The sequence below is a fragment of the Haladaptatus salinisoli genome, from assembly GCF_020614375.1.
Taxonomy (GTDB): Archaea; Halobacteriota; Halobacteria; order Halobacteriales; family Haladaptataceae; genus Haladaptatus; species Haladaptatus salinisoli.
This window is the reverse complement of record NZ_CP085327.1, coordinates 226789-243990: the sequence shown is the minus strand read 5'-3', so window position 1 is coordinate 243990 and position 17202 is coordinate 226789. Positions and strand designations below refer to the sequence as shown.

At 65.7% G+C, this 17202-nt stretch carries 21 protein-coding genes and 1 other RNA gene; 11 read left to right on the top strand and 11 right to left on the bottom strand.

The window, feature by feature from the left end; genetic code table 11:
- Positions 1-228: 228 nt before the first annotated feature.
- The 3 genes from LIX00_RS01400 to LIX00_RS01390 all read left to right on the top strand — a co-directional run bounded on the left by LIX00_RS01400 (position 229) and on the right by LIX00_RS01390 (position 3418).
- Entirely contained in the window at positions 229-1551 is a 1323-nt protein-coding gene (locus LIX00_RS01400; RefSeq protein ID WP_227354399.1) for a sodium-dependent transporter, read from the top strand.
- A 69-nt stretch (positions 1552-1620) separates the two neighbouring features.
- Positions 1621-3165: an acyl-CoA carboxylase subunit beta gene (locus LIX00_RS01395; protein WP_227354398.1), complete on the top strand. Its 1545-nt coding sequence runs from the start codon at positions 1621-1623 to the stop codon at positions 3163-3165.
- Positions 3146-3418 (top strand): DUF8022 family protein, encoded by a 273-nt coding sequence (locus LIX00_RS01390; RefSeq protein ID WP_227354397.1) that lies wholly within the window; start codon positions 3146-3148, stop codon positions 3416-3418. The genes LIX00_RS01395 and LIX00_RS01390 overlap by 20 nt, the downstream gene beginning before the upstream one ends.
- A 21-nt stretch (positions 3419-3439) precedes the next feature.
- On the opposite strand, the gene LIX00_RS01385 is transcribed toward LIX00_RS01390, so the two are convergent.
- Both LIX00_RS01385 and LIX00_RS25900 read right to left on the bottom strand, forming a co-directional pair.
- Positions 3440-4261, bottom strand: a complete 822-nt coding sequence (locus tag LIX00_RS01385) for a class I SAM-dependent methyltransferase (RefSeq protein ID WP_227354396.1) — start codon at positions 4259-4261, stop codon at positions 3440-3442.
- The gene (locus LIX00_RS25900; protein ID WP_255679324.1) at positions 4258-4392 is read right to left on the bottom strand and encodes a hypothetical protein; all 135 of its coding nucleotides are present in this window, start codon (positions 4390-4392) and stop codon (positions 4258-4260) included. The genes LIX00_RS01385 and LIX00_RS25900 overlap by 4 nt, the downstream gene beginning before the upstream one ends.
- Before the next feature lie 335 nt (positions 4393-4727).
- Here LIX00_RS25900 and LIX00_RS01380 point away from each other — a divergent pair, with 335 nt between their 5' ends.
- Entirely contained in the window at positions 4728-5894 is a 1167-nt protein-coding gene (locus LIX00_RS01380; RefSeq protein ID WP_227354395.1) for a cystathionine gamma-synthase, read from the top strand.
- Positions 5895-5965: 71 nt separating this feature from the next.
- On the top strand, positions 5966-6634 hold the full coding sequence (locus LIX00_RS01375; RefSeq protein ID WP_227354394.1) for an MBL fold metallo-hydrolase: 669 nt from the start codon (positions 5966-5968) through the stop codon (positions 6632-6634).
- Positions 6635-6661: 27 nt separating this feature from the next.
- Here the strand turns inward: LIX00_RS01375 and LIX00_RS01370 are convergent, their stop codons facing one another.
- From LIX00_RS01370 to LIX00_RS01350, 5 genes are all read right to left on the bottom strand, one after another.
- Positions 6662-6928 carry an elongation factor 1-beta gene (locus LIX00_RS01370; RefSeq protein WP_227354393.1) on the bottom strand — a complete coding sequence of 89 codons (267 nt, stop codon included), beginning with the start codon at positions 6926-6928 and terminating at the stop codon, positions 6662-6664.
- A gap of 2 nt (positions 6929-6930) precedes the next feature.
- Positions 6931-7107, bottom strand: coding sequence for an HVO_2753 family zinc finger protein (locus LIX00_RS01365; protein ID WP_007978781.1), 177 nt, complete (start codon positions 7105-7107; stop codon positions 6931-6933).
- 67 nt (positions 7108-7174) lie between these two features.
- Positions 7175-7567: an OsmC family protein gene (locus LIX00_RS01360; RefSeq protein ID WP_227354392.1), complete on the bottom strand. Its 393-nt coding sequence runs from the start codon at positions 7565-7567 to the stop codon at positions 7175-7177.
- 228 nt (positions 7568-7795) lie between these two features.
- Complete coding sequence (locus LIX00_RS01355) at positions 7796-9229, bottom strand: M14 family zinc carboxypeptidase (RefSeq protein ID WP_227354391.1); 1434 nt, start codon at positions 9227-9229, stop codon at positions 7796-7798.
- Positions 9230-9360: 131 nt separating this feature from the next.
- On the bottom strand, positions 9361-10089 hold the full coding sequence (locus LIX00_RS01350) for a metal-dependent hydrolase (RefSeq protein ID WP_227354390.1): 729 nt from the start codon (positions 10087-10089) through the stop codon (positions 9361-9363).
- Positions 10090-10197: 108 nt separating this feature from the next.
- Between LIX00_RS01350 and LIX00_RS01345 the strand changes: the two genes are divergently transcribed.
- Positions 10198-10929, top strand: a complete 732-nt coding sequence (locus tag LIX00_RS01345) for a fumarylacetoacetate hydrolase family protein (RefSeq protein WP_227354389.1) — start codon at positions 10198-10200, stop codon at positions 10927-10929.
- Positions 10930-11060: 131 nt separating this feature from the next.
- On the opposite strand, the gene LIX00_RS01340 is transcribed toward LIX00_RS01345, so the two are convergent.
- A complete protein-coding gene (locus LIX00_RS01340; RefSeq protein WP_227354388.1) occupies positions 11061-12224 on the bottom strand; it encodes an NAD(P)/FAD-dependent oxidoreductase in 1164 nt (387 codons plus the stop codon).
- Between the two features lie 129 nt (positions 12225-12353).
- Here LIX00_RS01340 and LIX00_RS01335 point away from each other — a divergent pair, with 129 nt between their 5' ends.
- From LIX00_RS01335 to LIX00_RS01325, 3 genes are all read left to right on the top strand, one after another.
- Positions 12354-12599 (top strand): YhbY family RNA-binding protein, encoded by a 246-nt coding sequence (locus LIX00_RS01335; RefSeq protein ID WP_227354387.1) that lies wholly within the window; start codon positions 12354-12356, stop codon positions 12597-12599.
- Positions 12599-13474, top strand: a complete 876-nt coding sequence (locus tag LIX00_RS01330; protein WP_227354386.1) for a mechanosensitive ion channel family protein — start codon at positions 12599-12601, stop codon at positions 13472-13474. Before LIX00_RS01335 ends, LIX00_RS01330 begins: the two co-directional genes overlap by 1 nt.
- A gap of 63 nt (positions 13475-13537) precedes the next feature.
- The gene (locus tag LIX00_RS01325) at positions 13538-14410 is read left to right on the top strand and encodes a succinylglutamate desuccinylase/aspartoacylase family protein (protein ID WP_227354385.1); all 873 of its coding nucleotides are present in this window, start codon (positions 13538-13540) and stop codon (positions 14408-14410) included.
- A 25-nt stretch (positions 14411-14435) separates the two neighbouring features.
- On the opposite strand, the gene ffs is transcribed toward LIX00_RS01325, so the two are convergent.
- From ffs to LIX00_RS01310, 3 genes are all read right to left on the bottom strand, one after another.
- An RNA gene (ffs, locus tag LIX00_RS01320) (signal recognition particle sRNA) lies at positions 14436-14747 on the bottom strand.
- Between the two features lie 98 nt (positions 14748-14845).
- Positions 14846-15178 (bottom strand): DUF5658 family protein, encoded by a 333-nt coding sequence (locus LIX00_RS01315; protein WP_227354384.1) that lies wholly within the window; start codon positions 15176-15178, stop codon positions 14846-14848.
- Between the two features lie 82 nt (positions 15179-15260).
- Positions 15261-15665, bottom strand: a complete 405-nt coding sequence (locus LIX00_RS01310; RefSeq protein ID WP_227354383.1) for a DUF7548 family protein — start codon at positions 15663-15665, stop codon at positions 15261-15263.
- An 82-nt stretch (positions 15666-15747) separates the two neighbouring features.
- On the opposite strand from LIX00_RS01310, the gene LIX00_RS01305 reads away from it, so the two are divergent.
- Entirely contained in the window at positions 15748-16056 is a 309-nt protein-coding gene (locus tag LIX00_RS01305) for a DUF5798 family protein (RefSeq protein WP_227354382.1), read from the top strand.
- A gap of 35 nt (positions 16057-16091) precedes the next feature.
- Positions 16092-17072 (top strand): PLP-dependent cysteine synthase family protein, encoded by a 981-nt coding sequence (locus tag LIX00_RS01300; RefSeq protein WP_227354381.1) that lies wholly within the window; start codon positions 16092-16094, stop codon positions 17070-17072.
- Positions 17073-17202: the final 130 nt, after the last annotated feature.

The following is a 17202-nucleotide window of genomic DNA, read 5'->3' as shown; positions in this document are numbered from 1 at the left end:
TTTCCTCGCGCGAAATTTGCGGTTTCGGACGATAGGCGCTCCATCGAATCGTCGCCTGGTATTTGAACGCTCGCATCATCGACTGAAATATCGTAACCCGACGAGCGGATTCACCCCCGATTCACTCTCAAAAATCCGCGTTGTGCGGCCCATCGACTCTATTCACAACGCTTTGACGATTTCCGATCTCGAAACCCTCATAACCCCGCGACGGACGAGTGCAGAGCAATGGCACGCGAATCATGGACGAGTCGGCTGGGTTTCATCCTCGCGGCGGTCGGAAGCGCGGTCGGACTCGGAAACGTGTGGCGCTTCCCGTGGATGACCGCGGAGTACGGCGGGAGCGCCTTCCTCGTCGTCTACCTCTGTATCGTCTTGCTCGTCGGCGTCCCCGGACTGCTCGCCGAGTTCGTCATCGGTCGGCGCTCGAAACGAAATCCGGCGGGCGCGCTCGCCCGCCTCGCGCCGGGCACGAAATCGTGGGGGTTCGTCGGCCTGTTCGGGGTCGTGACCGCGCTCGTCCTGCTCTCGTTCTACAGCGTCGTCGGCGGGTGGATTCTCCGGTACTTCGCCGCGAGTTTCACCGGGTCGTACTTCGGCCAGTCGGGCGCGTACTTCGAGACCATCAGCTTCGGGTGGGAGGCCGCGGCCTTCCACGTCGGCTTCCTCGCCCTGACCGCCGCCATCGTCCTCGGCGGGGTTCGCGGCGGCATCGAGACGGCGACGAAGGCGATGATGCCGCTCATCGTCGTCCTACTCGCGGTACTCGCGGGGTGGGCAGTCACGCAACCCGGCGCGGGCGAGGGGTTATCGTTCTACCTCGACTTCGACCCCGCGCCCATCGAGGAGAACCCCATCGGGATGCTCCGGGCCGCCGCCGGACAGGCCCTGTTCACGCTCTCGCTCGGCGTCGGGACGATGATAACCTACGCCTCCTACCTCGGCGAGGACAACAGCCTCGCGTTCGACGGGAGCGTCATCGCCGTGCTCAACACGGGAATCGGCGTTCTCGCCGGCTTCGTCGTCTTCCCGCTCCTGTTCGCCCTGCAGGGCGGTCTCACGGAGGTGACCGCGGGCGGCGAGGCGGGCGCAATCTTCATCGGCGTGGCGGGCGCGTTCCAGCAGGTTCCCTTCGGGCGGGCGGTCGCGGTCGGGTTCTTCGGCGCGATTCTGTTCGCCGCCCTGTCGAGTTCCATCAGCATGCTCGAAATCCCCGTCGCGTACCTCGTCGACGAGCACGACGTTTCGCGCCGAAACGCGACCGCGGGACTCGGCGCGCTCGTCCTCGTCACCGGTGCGGTCTGCGCGCTCGACCCGGGGCTGTTCGACTTCGTCGCCGGAACGCTCGTGGACTTGATGCTCACCGCCGGACTCGCGGGGTTCCTCGTCTTCACCGGCTGGATTCTGGGGACGGACGCGCTGGCGGAGTTCGACTCGGGGGCTGGCGGGGTCGCTCGGTCGCTCGGAACGCCGTGGCTCTGGAGCGTGCGAACCGTGCTCCCGTTCTTCCTGCTCGCCACTTTGGCCCTGAACCTCTACTCGCTGTTGTAGTACGGAACTCTTTTCCGGTCCGTCGTCCTGCAAACGCGCAATGAGTCTCCGGAGGGTTCGACCGTGACGATGGACGAGCGGATCGACGAACTGCGCGAGAAACGCCGCGAAGCCGAGAAGGGCGGCGGCGAGAAGCGAATCGAGAAACAGCACGAGAAGGGGAAGATGACGGCGCGCGAGCGCATCGACTACTTCCTCGACGACGACACCTTCAACGAGTTCGACCAGCTGCGCACCCACCGAAGCCACAACTTCGGGATGGAAGAAAAGCAGGTTTACGGCGACGGCGTGGTGACGGGCTACGGCGAGGTGAACGGACGCACGGTGTTCGTCTTCGCCCACGACTTCACCGTCTTCGGCGGGTCGCTCGGCGAGGTGTTCGCCGAAAAGGTGACCAAAGTGATGGACAAGGCGATGGAGGTCGGCGCGCCCGTCATCGGACTGAACGACTCGGCGGGCGCGCGGATTCAGGAAGGGGTCGCATCGCTCGCGGGCTACGCCGACATCTTCCACCGCAACCAGCAGGCGTCCGGCGTCATCCCCCAGATATCCGCCATCATGGGTCCGTGCGCCGGCGGGGCGGTCTACTCGCCCGCCATCACGGACTTCATCTTCATGGTGAAGGACACGAGCCACATGTTCATCACCGGCCCGGACGTCATCGAGACGGTGACGGGCGAGGAGGTCACCTTCGAGGAACTCGGCGGCGCGACGACCCACACCGCGGAGAGCGGGGTCGCGCACTTCGCGGAGGACAGCGAGGAGGAAGCGCTGGACGACATCCGCCGCCTGCTCTCGTACCTCCCGCAGAACAACGTCGAAGACCCGCCGCGCGTGGAGCCGTGGGACGACCCCGAGCGCAGGGACGAGGAGCTGGAATCGGTCGTCCCCGACCAGCCGCGAAAACCCTACGACATGACGCGCGTCGTGGAGGGCGTCGTCGACGAGGACTCCTTCTTCGAGGTGCAGGAGGGCTACGCCAAGAACATCGTCGTCGGATTCGCCCGCCTCGACGGGCGCTCCGTCGGCATCGTGGCGAACCAACCCCGCGTCAACGCCGGCACCCTCGACATCGAGGCCAGCGAGAAGGGGTCGCGGTTCGTCCGGTTCTGCGACTCGTTCAACGTGCCCATCCTCACCTTCGTGGACGTGCCCGGCTTCATGCCCGGTACCGACCAGGAGCACGGCGGCATCATCCGCCACGGCGCGAAACTGCTCTACGCCTTCTCGGAGGCGACCGTTCCGCTCCTGACGGTCATCACCCGGAAGGCCTACGGCGGGGCCTACGACGTGATGGCGTCGAAACACATCGGCGCGGACGTGAACTACGCGTGGCCCACGTCCGAAATCGCGGTGATGGGTCCGCAGGGCGCGGTGAACGTGCTCTACAGCTCCGAACTGGACGAGGCCAGCGACCCCGAGGCGCGCAGGGAGGAACTCATCGACGAGTACCGCGAGCAGTTCGCCAACCCCTACACCGCGGCCGACAGGGGCTTCGTGGACGACGTCATCGAACCGAAAGACACCCGACCGCGCCTCATCGACGACCTCGAAATGCTGATGAACAAGCGAACCGACCAACCCGAAAAGAAGCATGGCAACATCCCGCTCTGAGGGGTTCGCGGACGTGAACCTCGACGTCCCGCCGGACGCCACCGACGAGGAGGCCGCCGCGATAGCCGCCGCGATCAGCGCCCACCTCCGAGCGCAGGAAGCGGCGGCGGCGGAAGGCGAGGAGCCCGATTGGGAGGGCGGCCGCTGGCGGTTCGCCGGAAAGATATCGCAGTTGCAGAACCGCGACGTTCGCGTGCCTCGGGGCGCGCCGACCGACCCGTGGGCCGCGGCGGGGCGGACGACGCGGTTCTGAGTCGGAACCCACCTGTTTTCGCTACGCCCGACAGACCGCCAGCATGTGCTCGGAGAAGTCCACCGCGGTTCTGTCCTCGCGGAGCATCCGAACGAGGTCGCGCACGCTCTCGACGGCGTCCTCGTCGACCTCCGCCAATTCTGTTTTCATCCGGTTGGCGACGCCCTCCAACCCGACCAACCGCTCGACCTCGAAGCCGGCCGCCTCCAACTCCGACTCGAACTCGTCGGCGCGGAAGAAGTGACACTCCGCCCAACCCTCGCCGTCGCCGTACTCCTCGACCCGCGCTCGGGTGTACTTGCCGTCCTCGGCGATGGGAGCGAGCAGGCCGTGTGAGGCGTCGAGATTGAACTTCAGGATGTCCACGATGGCGGCGAATCGACCGATGACCGACACGAAGACGGGCGCGTCGGGCGCGGCGACTCGCCGGAGTTCGCCGACCGCCTCCCGGCGCTCGGCGTCGTCCACGACGTGCGAGAGGGGGCCGCCGAGACAGCAGACCGCGTCGAAGGCGTCGTCATCGAACCGCAGGTCGCGCACGTCGCCGGTTTCGGCGGCGATTCGAGCGTCGAGACCTCGCTCTGCGGCCTTCTCGCGTGCGAGTTCGACCTGTTTGGGCGAGAGGTCGACGAGCGTCACGTCGTAGCCCCGCTCGGCGAGCCAAATCGAGTATCGACCCGCCGCGCCGCCCGCGTCGAGGACGCGACCCGAATCGGGGAGGCGGCGGTCGAGGTACGCGACGGTGTTTTCGAACTCCATCCTGGTCACGGGGTCGCGGTCGAGGCGTTCCCACTCGCCCTCGGCGAACTCGTCGTAGTAGCTCCGAGGGGTCATGTCGCTCATCGTCGGACCTCCGCGGGGACCGCTTCGTCCGCGTTTCCGGCGGCCGGTCGGCCGACGGGGACTCGGTCGACGGCGATTCGGACGGTGGTTCGACTGGCGGTGCGTCGGCTGAACTGCGTGAGTGCTCGCATCTGTGGTTGGATTCGGAATCGTTCGGCGGGCGGTGCGCGGGTCGTCGGGTTTCGTCCCGACGCCGCGTCAGCGGCCGAACCGAGACTTCACCCGACGAAAAGTAGGTACTGGCCCGTGATTGCGGCCAGCGCGGGGCGGAGCCACGTGTTTCACGACCGAGATGTCATTCCCACGTGTCATAAAGGTTCGGTTTAGAACGGCGACCGGCCGCCGGAAGCGAGAATTCTGGACGACGTAACGGATTCCCGCTTCCGGTCGCGGCGTTCTGTGGCGATTTCGACCCGTGCGCCGCGGAAGGACAAGAGTAACCTGCCCGCGCTACGTCCCCTCGCGCATGACCGACAGCGACGACTTCAGGTTCGAAACGCGCTCCATCCACGCCGGACAGGAACCCGACGAGGAGACGGGGGCGCTGATGACGCCCATCTACGCCAATTCGACCTACGTGCAGGACGCCCCGGGCGACCACCGCGGGTACGAGTACTCGCGGACGGGTAACCCGACGCGCACCGACCTCGAAGCCAACCTCGCCAGCCTCGAAGGCGGCGAGTTCGGACGCGCCTTCTCCAGCGGGATGGGCTCGATAAACACCGTCCTGAACCTGCTAGACGCCGGCGACCACGTCGTCACCAGCGAGGACGTGTACGGCGGCACCCATCGCATCTTCACGCAGGTGTACGCCGACTACGACGTGGAGTTCTCCTTCGTGGACATGACCGACCCCGACGAGGTGGCGGCGGCGGTCCGCGACGAGACGAAACTCCTGTGGGTCGAGACGCCGACGAATCCCCTGCTCAACGTCGTGGACATCGCGGCGATGGCCGACATCGCGGCGGACGCCGACGCCCTCTGCGCGGTGGACAACACCTTCGCCACGCCGTACCTCCAGCGACCCCTCGACCTCGGCGCGGACATCGTCTCGCACTCGCTGACGAAGTACCTCGGCGGTCACTCCGACGTGGTCGGCGGCGCGCTCGTCACGAACGACCCCGAACTGGACGAGCGGCTCGGCTTCTACCAGAACAGCGTCGGCGCGACGCCCGGCCCCCACGACTGCTTTCTCGTCCTGCGCGGGACGAAGACCCTCGGCGTCCGGATGGACAGGCACTGCGACAACGCCCGCGAAATCGCCCGGTGGCTGGACGACCACGAAGCGGTCGAGACCGTCTACTACCCCGGTCTCGACTCCCACCCGGGTCACGAACTCGCCGCGGAACAGATGGACGACTTCGGCGGCATGGTGAGCTTCGAACTCGACGCCTCGCTCGAAGAGGCCGCCAGCGTCGTGAGCGAGACGGACGTCTTCACACTCGCGGAGAGCCTCGGCGGCGTCGAATCGCTCATCGAACAGCCGGCGACGATGACGCACGCAGCGATTCCGCGTGAGGAGCGCCTCGCGGCGGGGCTCTCGGACGGCCTCATCCGCGCCAGCGTCGGCATCGAACACGTCGACGACTTAAAGGCGGACTTGGAGCGGGCGTTCGAGACGGCGCTGAACTGAAATCGGAACCGGACTCCCAAAAGGGAACGCTCGACCGAAGGTACACGGCGCTGGCCGCCGTACTCCGCCGCATGAAACTCGACCGACACGCGTACTCGTTCCCGCTCGCGTTCGACCGCGGCGACCGCCGCGTGACCATCCACCCCTCGGGCGTCGAAACCGACGACGGACTCGTCCTGATAGACGCCGGCTATCCGGGTCAGACGGACGAACTGGCGGCGGCGCTCGCCGAGGAGGGGTTCGACCTCGACGACGTGGAGACGCTCCTTCTAACGCACCAGGACGGCGACCACGCCGGCGGCGCTCGCGAACTGGTCGAGCGAACCGACGCGACGGTGATGGCCCACCCCCGAGACGCGCCGGCCATCGAAGGGGACGAGGACCCCGTCAAATCGTCGGGCGACCGCTACCCGCCGGTTCCGATGGACGTGCGGGTGGTCGAGGGCGTCGCGTTCCGGACCGAGGTCGGTCCCATGCGGGTCGTCGAGACGCCGGGTCACACGCCCGGACACGTCTCCCTGGTGCTCCCCGACGCCGACCTGCTCGTCGCGGGCGACGCCCTGACGGCCGACGAGGACGGTCTCGCAGGGCCGAGCGAGCGGTTCACGCCCGAGATGGACGAGGCGATAGACTCGGTCGGCAAACTCGCGGAGTTCGACGCGGGGCGAACGCTCTGCTATCACGGCGGCTACGTCGACGATTCGGACGTCAGAGCGGTGTACGAGTCGCTGTCGGAGTGAGGCTACGAAACGCGAAAAGAGCCGAATTCAAATCCGACCGACGTTCTGCACTTCGACGCTCTCGACGCCGTCGACGGTCGAGAACGACTCCTCGACGGCTTCCGTGCCGCCGGCGTCGTCGGGGACGATGACGGTCGGCAGGAGCGCGACGAGCCCGAACGCGACGTCGTCGCGCTCGAAGCCGTTGATCTTCGCACCCTCGGGGAGCGAGTCTTCGAGTTTCTCCTGAAGATCGTCCAAGTCGATCTCGGGGCTCTGCGGCATCACTTTGACTTTGGCTGCGACTTTTCCCATTGTTACGGTCCGAGGAACCCACAGTCGGGGCACTCGTAGAGGTTGCTCTGTTTGCGGCACTTCGCACAGCGGTAGATGGTCTGCCCGCAGTCAGGGCACTTGAACGACGCGGCGTTCGTGCCGGAGATGTTAATCCCGCACGAGACGCATTTTCGCGCCTGCTTCTGGGTCTGACTCATACCCTACCGTTCCGCCGCGCGACTTTTAACGCTTCCCTTTCCGGGTTCGGGAAATCGAGACGCGACGTTAGAACGCGCCCGTCTCGACGGAGGCGTCCGCGTGGAGGCTGTCCTTGAGCGCGTCGTGAACCTTGCAGAGTTCGAACGCGCGGTCGATGACGTTCTGAGCGGTTTCGTCGTCGGTGTCGGCCTCCCATCGGATGTCGAACGCGACGGATTCGAGCTTATCGTCGTCGTTCAGGTCGCCGCTCACGTCGATTTCGATCTTGCCGAGGTCGCCGGCGTCGCGCTGTTCGCCGCCGACGCGCAGGGCGGGAACGTAGCAGGAACCGTACGCGGCCAGCAGCGTCTCGAGCGTGTCCGGCGCGTCCTCGCCGGTCGCGTCGATGCTGATGGAGAAGTCGCGGATGTCGTTCTCTGCGCTGTACCCCTCTTCCGACGTAGTGGTGACTTCTGGCATTGCGTTTCGACTGTTTCCCGCGACGCTCCTAAGTATTGTTCTTCCGGTCGCGCTTGACGGAGAGAAGCGGTAGAAAGGACGGACGTCGGTGGTTCGAGAGCGGACGTGACCGATTCCCGGACCCCGCTCGTCGCCGCGGATCGTCCGAACGACGGGGGAAGTACTCGTAAGCGACGTACGACCCCGAGGGCGGAGCGCGTCGACGCTCTCGGTACGTCTCGGTCGGGCTCAGCGACTCCCCGCGTTCCCTTCGACACCCGAACCGGTTTCGTCGGCGCGATTCTGGCGATGATCCAGACAGATAAGCCCCGCGCGAGCCTGAATCGCGACGAGCTTCCAGATGGGAATCGTCTCGTAGTCGAGATGGTCGCGCATCTCCCCGATTCGGTCGTGAAAGGCGTCTTCGAGCCCGGCTTTCGCCTCCGTGAGCGTCCGGTGAGCGTCCTCGTCGCCGCTCATCGCGGCGCGGTCGATGGACCGCAACAGCATGCCGAGGTACGTCAGCAAGTGATACTGCCGGAGGAAGCGCTCGTCGACGCGCTGCGCTACGGTCGCCGACTCGTCCGTCTCGGGGACCGATTCCGCCCACTCGAGCTTCGACTCGTACTCGTCCTCGAAGTAGTCGATGGCTCCGACCGCTTCCCGAGCCATCGGCGTGTCCGGTAGGTACTCGGCGACGGAGTCGATCTCGCGCTGCAACTCTACGGCGAGCGTCTGCCGGTTCCGCACTCCGTCGCGGATCACCTCTTCGCGGGAGCGGTTCAGTCGGGTCCGCTCCTGAATCTGTGGGTCGTGGAAGTACGGCAGTTCGACGATGAACTCGACTACGTTTTCGTCGAATCGGCTGGCGTAGTCGTAGGCGTTGCCGCCGAGGAGCACCGCTTCGGGTTCGACGTCGTCACGCTCGCGTGCGTCGTCGAACTGATCCGCGAAGGTCGGGAGTCGATAGATAGCGTCGTGTAGTGCCTCCGTACGGAACCCTTCTGGTTCGCCGCGATGGAGCGGAACGCCGTACTCCCCGGGGAGCGACGAAAGCACATCGTACAGCGGTTCCAGTGGTTCGGTGAGGTAGTAATAACACCCCCCGAATGCGGTGTTGTGGAAACTGTAGATGAACTCCGGACGGTGGTCCTCTATCAGCGCGACCACCGCCCGCGTCGCCGGCGCCGGATTATCGAAGGAGTACCCCTCATGTTCGACCGGGAACGTGGCTTCGACCTGTTCGTCCGGCGGCGTTCGGTAGAAGTTCAGCGCGTAGTTCGTGAGCGTGAACGGGCCGTCGAACCAACCTTCGTTCAGTCGGACGCCGTCCACGTCGGCGACCGGCACGCAGACGAACTCGTAGTCGAAGGACGCCCGCATCTCGTCGTTCGTCGCGAGTTCGCGGACGAGGAAGTCGATCGTCATCGAGCCGATCGGTTCGTTCGGGTGCGGCGCGCCGACCAGCAGCGCGCTCCGACCGCCGTCGCCGACGGTCACCGCCCACAGCGTCTCACCGTCCGAACTCTCGCCGAGTTCCGCGTACTCGACGTGGTCGTGTTCGGCCGCGAGCGTTCGGTCGCGCTCGCGGTGTTCGTCGACCGTAAAGAACGATTCGTACCGGGGAATCGCGTCGTCAACCCACCCGAACGTGCGCGTCGGTGTCGACGGGGAACTCGTCATGCATCGATAAATTTCATCAGCTCTGTCATAAACGCTACCGTTAGGCGCACGGGTGATTCGCTCGGCGGCGCAACCGAGCGCGCGGCGCTCGTCCGCCGGACCACCGCGAAAAAACGACGGTAGTCCCGAACTCAGTAGGACAGCTCGTCCGTCAGGTCGAAGGTCTCGCCGCCCTCCAGTACGCGAACTTCGGCGTCACTTCCGGTCGCCTCCACTTCGCGCACGAAGTCGTCGGTGTCCTGCTCGATGGGCGGGAACGTGTCGTAGTGCATCGGCAGCGCGTAGTCGACGTCCAGCCAATCCACCGCGATGGCGGCCTGCCACGGACCCATCGTGAAGTGGTCGCCGATGGGAACTGCCGCGGCGTCGGGTTCGAGGTACGGGCCGATGACCTCGCGCATCTCGGTCATCAACGCCGTGTCGCCGGCGTGGTAGAACGTCGTGGACTCCTCGTCCGACACCTGCGTCGGCTTCGTGTCGGAGACCACGTAGCCCGCGGGCATCCCGCCGGAGGCCCCGTACCCGGTGTCGAGACCGTTGGTGTGGTCGGCGCGAACCATCGTGACGAAGGCGTCGTCGGCCTCGAACGTACCGCCGATGTTCATCCCGGTGCCGTTCTCGACGCCGTACTCGTCCGTGACGTAGCCGATCACCTCCGGCGTTGCGACGAAGTGAGCGCCCCGGAATCGGTCCGCGTCGCCGATGTGGTCCGCGTGCCCGTGCGTGAGGAGCACGTAATCTGGGTCTAACTCCTCCGGGTCGGTGTCCGTCTTCGGGTTATCGAAGAACGGGTCGATGAGGAGTTCGGTGTCGTCGACGACGACGTGCCACGTCGAGTGTCCGTACCAAGTGAGTTCCATGGTGCGGTCGTAGGTTGTGCGTAATCGTCCTTAAAGGATGTTGGCGGTCGCGGACGAGGGCGTTACCGGAGACCGAACGATTTTGGCGCGCGACTTCGACCACCCGGTATGAAACGCGTCCGATTCCGCGACCCGGCCGGTTCGATTCGAACCGGCGAGTGGAGCGACGGTGAACTCCGATTCGGCGAGGACAACTACGACCCCGACGAGGTCGACGTCCTCGCGCCGAGCGACCCCACGAAGATCGTCTGCGTCGGCCTGAACTACGCCGACCACGCGGCGGAGCGAAACAAGGACGTGCCCGAGCGTCCCCTCCTGTTCCTCAAGCCGCCGAACGCGGTGGCGTCCCACGGGAGCACCGTCGCGCTCCCCGCCGGGAAGGAACGCGTCGACCACGAGGCGGAGTTGGGCGTCGTCGTCGGCGAGCAGTGTCGCCACGTCGCGGAAGAGGACGCCATGGACGTGGTCGCCGGGTTCACGTGCGCGAACGACGTCTCGAACCGCGACGATCAGGACCGCGAGCAGAATTGGGTGCGCGGCAAGGCGTTCGACAACTCGTGTCCCCTCGGCCCGGTTCTGGCGACCCCCGACGAGGTGCCCGACGACGCAGCGGTCCGACTGCGCGTGAACGGCGAACTCAGACAGGAGTCCTCTCGCGACCAGTTCATCTTCTCCGTGCCGGAACTCGTCGCCGAAATCACGACCTACCTCACGCTGGAACCCGGCGACGTGATCATCACCGGGACGCCCGCGGGGGTCGCACCGCTCGAAGACGGCGACCGCGTCGAGGTCGAAATCGAAGGAATCGGGACGCTCTCGCACGACGTGCGGGGCCACTGAACGCGACTCGGTTCGGGCGGATCGATATCGAACACGGCGGAGCGTTCGGGAGCCGTCTCTCGGAGGACGAGCGCTCGACGAGAATCGGCGGACGCTCGGAGAACGGGGACGAGAAGGACGCTATTTCGGGATTACAGCGAGTCCCACGCTTTGACCGCGCGGTTCCACGACCCCACGTCGGCGATCCAGCGCGCGGCGATCATCTTCTTCAGGAACTTCGCCGCGTGGGAGTTGAAGGTGCTGACGGGGAACTCGACGCCGACCGCCTTGACGCCGTGGGCGACCGCGTCGTCGCCGATGGAGATGACCGTCCCCTTGTCGTCGTACGTCCACGTGGCGAGCGGCTGGCCGCGGATGGAGCGGGCGATGTTCTCGCCGACGACCTCGGCGGCCTGCCACGCGGCCTGCGCGGTCGGCGGCGCGGGGTTCTCGCCCTGGTCGATGATGGCGCAGTCGCCGATGGCGAACACGCGCTCGTCGCTGGTCTGGAAGTTCGCCTCGGTGGTGACGCGGTTGTGCTGGTTGTCGAGGTTGCAGTCGTCCATCGCGTCCCTGCCGGTGACACCGCCGGTCCAGACGAACACGTCGTAGTCGAGCGGTTCGCCCTCGTCGAACTGAATCTCGTCCTCGGTCGCCTCGGTGATGGGGTCGCCGGTCAGGACGTTGATGTCCTTCTCGAGGAGGTACTTCTTCACCGTCCCCTGCAGTTCGGGGTCCTGCCCGGGCATGATCTCGTCCAGCGCCTCCACGAGGTAGATGTCGATGGGCGCGCGGTGTTTGTCGCGGTACTCGGCGATCTCGCCCGCGCTCTGGATGCCAGACAGGCCGGCCCCGCCCACGACGACCTTCGCGGGGTCGTTGCGCGACGCGGTCTTCGCGGCGTCCTTGACCGCGTCGTGGATCTGGAGCGCGTCGTCGAGTCCCTTCAGCGTCAGCGAGTTCTCCGCCATGCCGGGGATGCCGTAGTATGCCGTCTTGCTTCCGAGGGCGACGAGGAGATAGTCGTAGTCGATCTGGTCGCCGTTTTCGAGTTCGACCGACCGGTCGTCGGTGTCCACGCCCGTGACGGTTCCCTGAACGAATCGCGTACTCGGCGATTTGATGTCGTGAACCGGGAGCGTAATCTTCTCCTTGACGCGAGGGTCGCGGATAACCCGGTGGGCTTCGTGCAGCACGAGGTGGTAATCGGTGTCCGACACCCACGTGATGTCGGCGTTCTCCAGTTCTTCTTCGAGCTGCCGTATTGCGCCAGCACCGGCGTACCCAGCACCGAGCACGACGACCTTCGTAGCCATGTGCGAACCTCGGGAGTCATCCGATACAAAGGCTTTGAAACCCGTAGCGGGATGTGAGTTATTCACTCTCTCGGTGTCACGTCCGGCGGGCTGCAAGTTTTAAAGGCAATCGCGCGCAACTCACTCGCCATGGACGAACAGGAACTGCGGAAGGAAGCGCACGACCTCGACGTGACCGTCTGGGTCGGCAAGAGCGGACTCTCCGCGGTCACCGACGAACTGAAGAACCAGCTACGGAACGAAAAACTCGTGAAGGTGAAGTTCCTCCGGGCGGCCCGCGGCGGCACCTCGACCGACGAACTGGCGGAGGAACTGGCCGACGAGGCGAGCGCCGAACTCGTCGAAACCCGGGGGAACACGGCGGTGTACCACTGATGGTCAATGCGCTCCCGGGGTTCGGAATCTTCGGGAAGCAGGCGGGTCTGGTGACGCAGGCCGTTTACTTCGTCGTCTCGTTCGTCGTCCTCTACCTCGTCGGACGCGCCGTCGTCCTCCCGCTGGTCGAGCGACTGCTCGACAGGCGCGGCTACGAGGAGAGCGTCAGGAAACCGCTCGGTAAAGTCGCCCACTTTATCGTCCTGTTCACGGCCGTCGCGCTGGCGTTCGGATTCGCCGAACTCGGCGATTTCCTCACCGCCCTCGCAACCGTCGCCGCCGCCGCGACGCTCGCGGTCGGCTTCGCCCTGCAGGACATCATCGCCAACTTCGTCGCGGGGGTGTTCATCTTCACCGACAAACCGTTCAAAATCGGCGACTGGATAGAGTGGGACGGGGGAACCTACTCCGGAATCGTGGAGGACATCGACCTGCGGGTGACCCGCGTCCGAACATTCGACAACGAACTCCTGACGGTGCCGAACTCGGTGCTGACCGACGGCGTCATCAAGAATCCCGTCGCCAAGGACAAGCTTCGCATCCAGTTCCTCTTCGGCATCGGCTACGACGACGACATCCATCGGGCGTCCGACATCCTCGTCGAGGAGGCCGAGGAGCACCCCGAGATTCTGGACGAACCCGACCCGTCGGTTCGACTCACCGAACTCGGCGACTCCGCGGTCGGTCTCAAGTCGCGGTTCTGGATCGCCGACCCGAAGCGGGGCGACTTCGTGAAGACGCGCGGCGAGTACGTCACCGCCGTCAAGGAGCGATTCGACGCGGAGGGCATCGACATCCCCTACCCGCACCGCCAACTCACGGGCGGCGTCGAGGTCGCCAACCCCGCCGAGTTGGCCGAAGTTTCGAGCGACTGACGCCCGGTCGTTTCGAGCGACGAGGAGGAGCGTTGAAGTCGGCCGAGCGATTATATTTACGGCGTGAACGAGAGCAGACGCGCGTTCCTCTCCGCCGCGGGGGCGGTCGGGGGAGCCCTCGCGCTCGCCGGCTGCGCCGGAGACGACCCGCAGGACGTCGAAGCGGGAGCGGTTACGACGACGACCCGAACCGAATCGTCGACGCCGACGTCGACCGCGAGCGGCGGCGACCTAAAACCGACCGTCGCCACGTCGACGATTCGCGCTGGGACCGAACAGGAGACCACGGTGTACGAGATTCGTTCGGGGCGGCCCGGCCCGACCGCGTTCGTCGTCGGCGGGATGCACGGCAACGAGGAGAGCGGTTACTGGGCGGCCGACGACGTTCGAAACTGGAAGATCGACGCCGGGACGCTGGTCGTACTCCCGGAGGCGAACGCGCCGGCGGTCGAACAGCACCGCCGGGAGTGGCCCGGGGAGATGGACTTGAACCGACAGTTCCCGATAGGCGCGCCGCCGAAGAACGCGCTCGCCCGGGAGATTTGGGGAGCGATTCGTCGCCACGAACCGGACGTGCTCGTCGACCTCCACAGTTCGAAGGGCATCCTGCGACGGGAGAACGACGAGGGCGTCGGACAGAACGTCTTTCACTCGAACCACGAGAGCGTCGTTCGGAGCGTCCAACGCGCCATCGAATACCTGAACGACGAGTTCGTCACCGGGTACGAGCCGATTTACGACTTCGTTCGGACGCCCGCGGACGACTCCGAGTACGCGACCGCGCCGATGCTCGTCAACAAGGCGCGACGGGATCGTGATATACCGTCCTGTCTCTTCGAAGTTACGCAGGACGGCGTGAAACCGGAGAAACGCGCGCGGTGGACGAAGGCGTTCGTCGCCAGCGTGCTCGACTCGTGGCGTATTCGAGCGTTGTGACTCGCCGACGAAATGACGGTATGAATGGTGGACGGCCGGATTTGCCCGGCGTTCCGGGCCGGGGAATCCCGGTTGCCTTCTCCACCCCGCGATCCTGCGAGCGACAGATGTCCGATGGTCCGCTGCTCACTTCCGTGCCTGACGGATTGCCACCGGTTAACTGCGACGAGACACCCCTGCGAGTGTTCGTCGCAGACCGCTGTCCCCGCAGGACGAGGCTTCTGCGTTGGCTTCCGGGGCCCGGCCCGGTCTGACCGGACGCATCCGAAGTTCGGTCCCCGCTCAAGACCGTAGTGCGGGTTGTGAGCAGGGCCTAACTGCCCGACCTAGTCCGTTTTCACCTAACCGACTCTGCCTTAAGGACCTTTCGGGTCTCGTCGACCCGGCGTCGGAACGGCGACGGTCGCGGCCGCGTCCCCTTGCCGCCGGTCGTCTCTAGCCGACGGTCACGATGGCGACGACGTTCGAGAGGACGACGAGCGTTCCGACGACGAGGTAGACCAGACTTCCGAGTCGGAAGGTTCGGTGGGAGCGCCGCGTCCACCCGGAGAGGACGACCAACAGGACGACGGTGATCGCTTTGACGAGCACGAGGCCGGCGATACCGACCTCCGCGAGGAGATGCGCGACGAAGGGGTTCCCCTCTTCGAGTCCGAGTTTCAGCCCCACTCCGGTGGTCACGACGTCGCCGAGCATCACGCCGAGGACGGCGACTAACAGGGGCAAGGAGACGTGCGACCACGGTCGGGAGTGAGCGTCCGGCGACACGGAACGGTCTCCGCCGTCGCGCCACTTTGTTATAGGCCGACTGAACGGGGGTAACAGGCCGCTGAGCCGCGAAAACGAGGGACTACAGCACGCTCCTCGCGTACCAACCCGCGCTCGCGGTGACGGCGAGCGTCGCGAGGAAAAACGCCCAGCGATGGTAGCCGATGGAGTCCATCCGGGCCGCTTCAACGAGGGCATCCGCGGGAGTCACGACGGCCCACCAGAGCGTAACGACGGCCATGAACGCCCCGAGGGCGAGCGTGACGCCGGCGACCGTCGCCGGGTCGGAGCGCCGCCGAAGTCCGGAGCCGAACGCGACGACCGCCACGAGCGCGAACAGCGTATCGAGCAGGTGAACGGGAACGGGAATCGTGTCGTAGTAGACGCCGACCGCGGCCGCGGGAGCGAGAAAGTACGGCAGGGCGAGGAGGACGAGCACCGCCAGAGACGACGCGATTCCGAGTTTCGGCGCGAGTCGCTTGCTCATGTCGGTGGGCACTCACGCGAGCGAGTTAAGCGCCCCGCTTGAGTCGGAAAAATCACATTACTTCGGAACGAATCCCCCGAACATGGGACTCGGAAGCACGGCCAAGAAGATCCAAAAAGTAGCCGACACCGCGGAGAAGCTGTACGCCAAACTTAACGAACTGCGAGAGCAGGTACTCGCCATCCGCGACTCGCTGGAGGCGACGAACGAGCGCGTCGAACGACTCGAAGCCGAGAACGCGAAACAACGCGCGCTCGTCGAGGCGCTGGCCGAAGAACGAGGAATCGACGTCGAAAGCGTCCTCGACGGTGCGGAGACCGAGAGCGCGGAAGGCGGGACGGCGGAGGGGGAGCCGAACGCGGACGACGAGACGACGGAGGCGTCCACATAACAACGACTAACAGCCCCGCCTTCCTTCTCTCGCGCATGACGACACATCGGGAGCCGCTCGATTCGGTGCTCGACACCGTCGGGCGAACGCCGCTCGTCCGCGTCCACGCCGCACCCGACGAGGTGCCGGTGTACGCGAAGTTAGAGTCGTTCAACCCCGGCGCGAGCGTGAAAGACCGCATCGGGCTGTACATGGTGAAACTGATGCTCGAACGCGGCGACCTCGTCCCCGGCGGAACGGTCGTCGAACCGACCGCCGGAAACACGGGCATCGGCTTCGCCATCGCGGCGCAACAACTCGACGTGAACGCCGTCTTCGTCGTGCCCGAGCGGTTCAGCGTCGAGAAACAGCAGCTCATGCGCGCGCTCGGCGCGGAGGTCATCAACACGCCGACCGAGGACGGGATGGGTGGGGCCATCGAACGCGCTCACCAGCTCGCGGAGGAGACCGAGAACGCGGTCGTCCCCCAGCAGTTCAGCAATCCGCTTAACGTCGAGGCGCACTACGAGACGACGGGGCCGGAGATATACGAGGCGCTGGACGGCGACGTCGGAGCCGTCGTCGCCGGGTGCGGCACCGCGGGAACGTTGATGGGCATGGCGAAGTACGCCCGCGAGCGGGATCCGGACACTTACGTCGTCGCCGTCGAACCCGAAGGGTCGCTTTACTCGGAGACGGTGGGCGCGGACGTGGACGAGGAGGAGTACAAGATTGAAGGAATCGGAACGCACGACCCGACGACGAACGAACTGTTCGACCCCGCCCTCGTCGACGAAATCGTCCAGGTGTCGGATCGCGCCGCTCACGACGAACTGAAACGCCTCGCGCGCGAGGAGGGTAACTTGGTCGCCTCCAGTTCGGGCGCGGCCAGCGTCGCCGCCCGGAGAATTGCCGAGAGAATCCGCGACGGCGAGGTCGACGCACCCGCCGACTCGGTCGTCACCATCTTCCCGGACTCCAGCGAGCGATACCTTTCGAAAGGAATCTACCGCTCCTTCGAAGAGTGGAGTTCGTGACGAGAGAGAGAGAACGCACGAACGCCCCGCGTCTCCGCGCGGAAGCCGAAGCGGTGACGCTGCCGCGACCGCGGCGCTCTCCGACGGTTCATTCCCCTCTCGTTGACCCGTCACTTGGTGTAAAATACCT

Bases quoted from the DNA above. Each gene is read 5' to 3' on its own strand.
- LIX00_RS01400 (WP_227354399.1), top strand. From the start codon at position 229: ATGGCACGCGAATCATGGACGAGTCGGCTGGGTTTCATCCTCGCGGCG.
- LIX00_RS01395 (WP_227354398.1), top strand. From the start codon at position 1,621: ATGGACGAGCGGATCGACGAACTGCGCGAGAAACGCCGCGAAGCCGAG.
- LIX00_RS01390 (WP_227354397.1), top strand. From the start codon at position 3,146: ATGGCAACATCCCGCTCTGAGGGGTTCGCGGACGTGAACCTCGACGTC.
- LIX00_RS01385 (WP_227354396.1), bottom strand. From the start codon at position 4,261: ATGAGCGACATGACCCCTCGGAGCTACTACGACGAGTTCGCCGAGGGC.
- LIX00_RS25900 (WP_255679324.1), bottom strand. From the start codon at position 4,392: ATGCGAGCACTCACGCAGTTCAGCCGACGCACCGCCAGTCGAACCACC.
- LIX00_RS01380 (WP_227354395.1), top strand. From the start codon at position 4,728: ATGACCGACAGCGACGACTTCAGGTTCGAAACGCGCTCCATCCACGCC.
- LIX00_RS01375 (WP_227354394.1), top strand. From the start codon at position 5,966: ATGAAACTCGACCGACACGCGTACTCGTTCCCGCTCGCGTTCGACCGC.
- LIX00_RS01370 (WP_227354393.1), bottom strand. From the start codon at position 6,928: ATGGGAAAAGTCGCAGCCAAAGTCAAAGTGATGCCGCAGAGCCCCGAG.
- LIX00_RS01365 (WP_007978781.1), bottom strand. From the start codon at position 7,107: ATGAGTCAGACCCAGAAGCAGGCGCGAAAATGCGTCTCGTGCGGGATT.
- LIX00_RS01360 (WP_227354392.1), bottom strand. From the start codon at position 7,567: ATGCCAGAAGTCACCACTACGTCGGAAGAGGGGTACAGCGCAGAGAAC.
- LIX00_RS01355 (WP_227354391.1), bottom strand. From the start codon at position 9,229: ATGACGAGTTCCCCGTCGACACCGACGCGCACGTTCGGGTGGGTTGAC.
- LIX00_RS01350 (WP_227354390.1), bottom strand. From the start codon at position 10,089: ATGGAACTCACTTGGTACGGACACTCGACGTGGCACGTCGTCGTCGAC.
- LIX00_RS01345 (WP_227354389.1), top strand. From the start codon at position 10,198: ATGAAACGCGTCCGATTCCGCGACCCGGCCGGTTCGATTCGAACCGGC.
- LIX00_RS01340 (WP_227354388.1), bottom strand. From the start codon at position 12,224: ATGGCTACGAAGGTCGTCGTGCTCGGTGCTGGGTACGCCGGTGCTGGC.
- LIX00_RS01335 (WP_227354387.1), top strand. From the start codon at position 12,354: ATGGACGAACAGGAACTGCGGAAGGAAGCGCACGACCTCGACGTGACC.
- LIX00_RS01330 (WP_227354386.1), top strand. From the start codon at position 12,599: ATGGTCAATGCGCTCCCGGGGTTCGGAATCTTCGGGAAGCAGGCGGGT.
- LIX00_RS01310 (WP_227354383.1), bottom strand. From the start codon at position 15,665: ATGAGCAAGCGACTCGCGCCGAAACTCGGAATCGCGTCGTCTCTGGCG.
- LIX00_RS01305 (WP_227354382.1), top strand. From the start codon at position 15,748: ATGGGACTCGGAAGCACGGCCAAGAAGATCCAAAAAGTAGCCGACACC.
- LIX00_RS01300 (WP_227354381.1), top strand. From the start codon at position 16,092: ATGACGACACATCGGGAGCCGCTCGATTCGGTGCTCGACACCGTCGGG.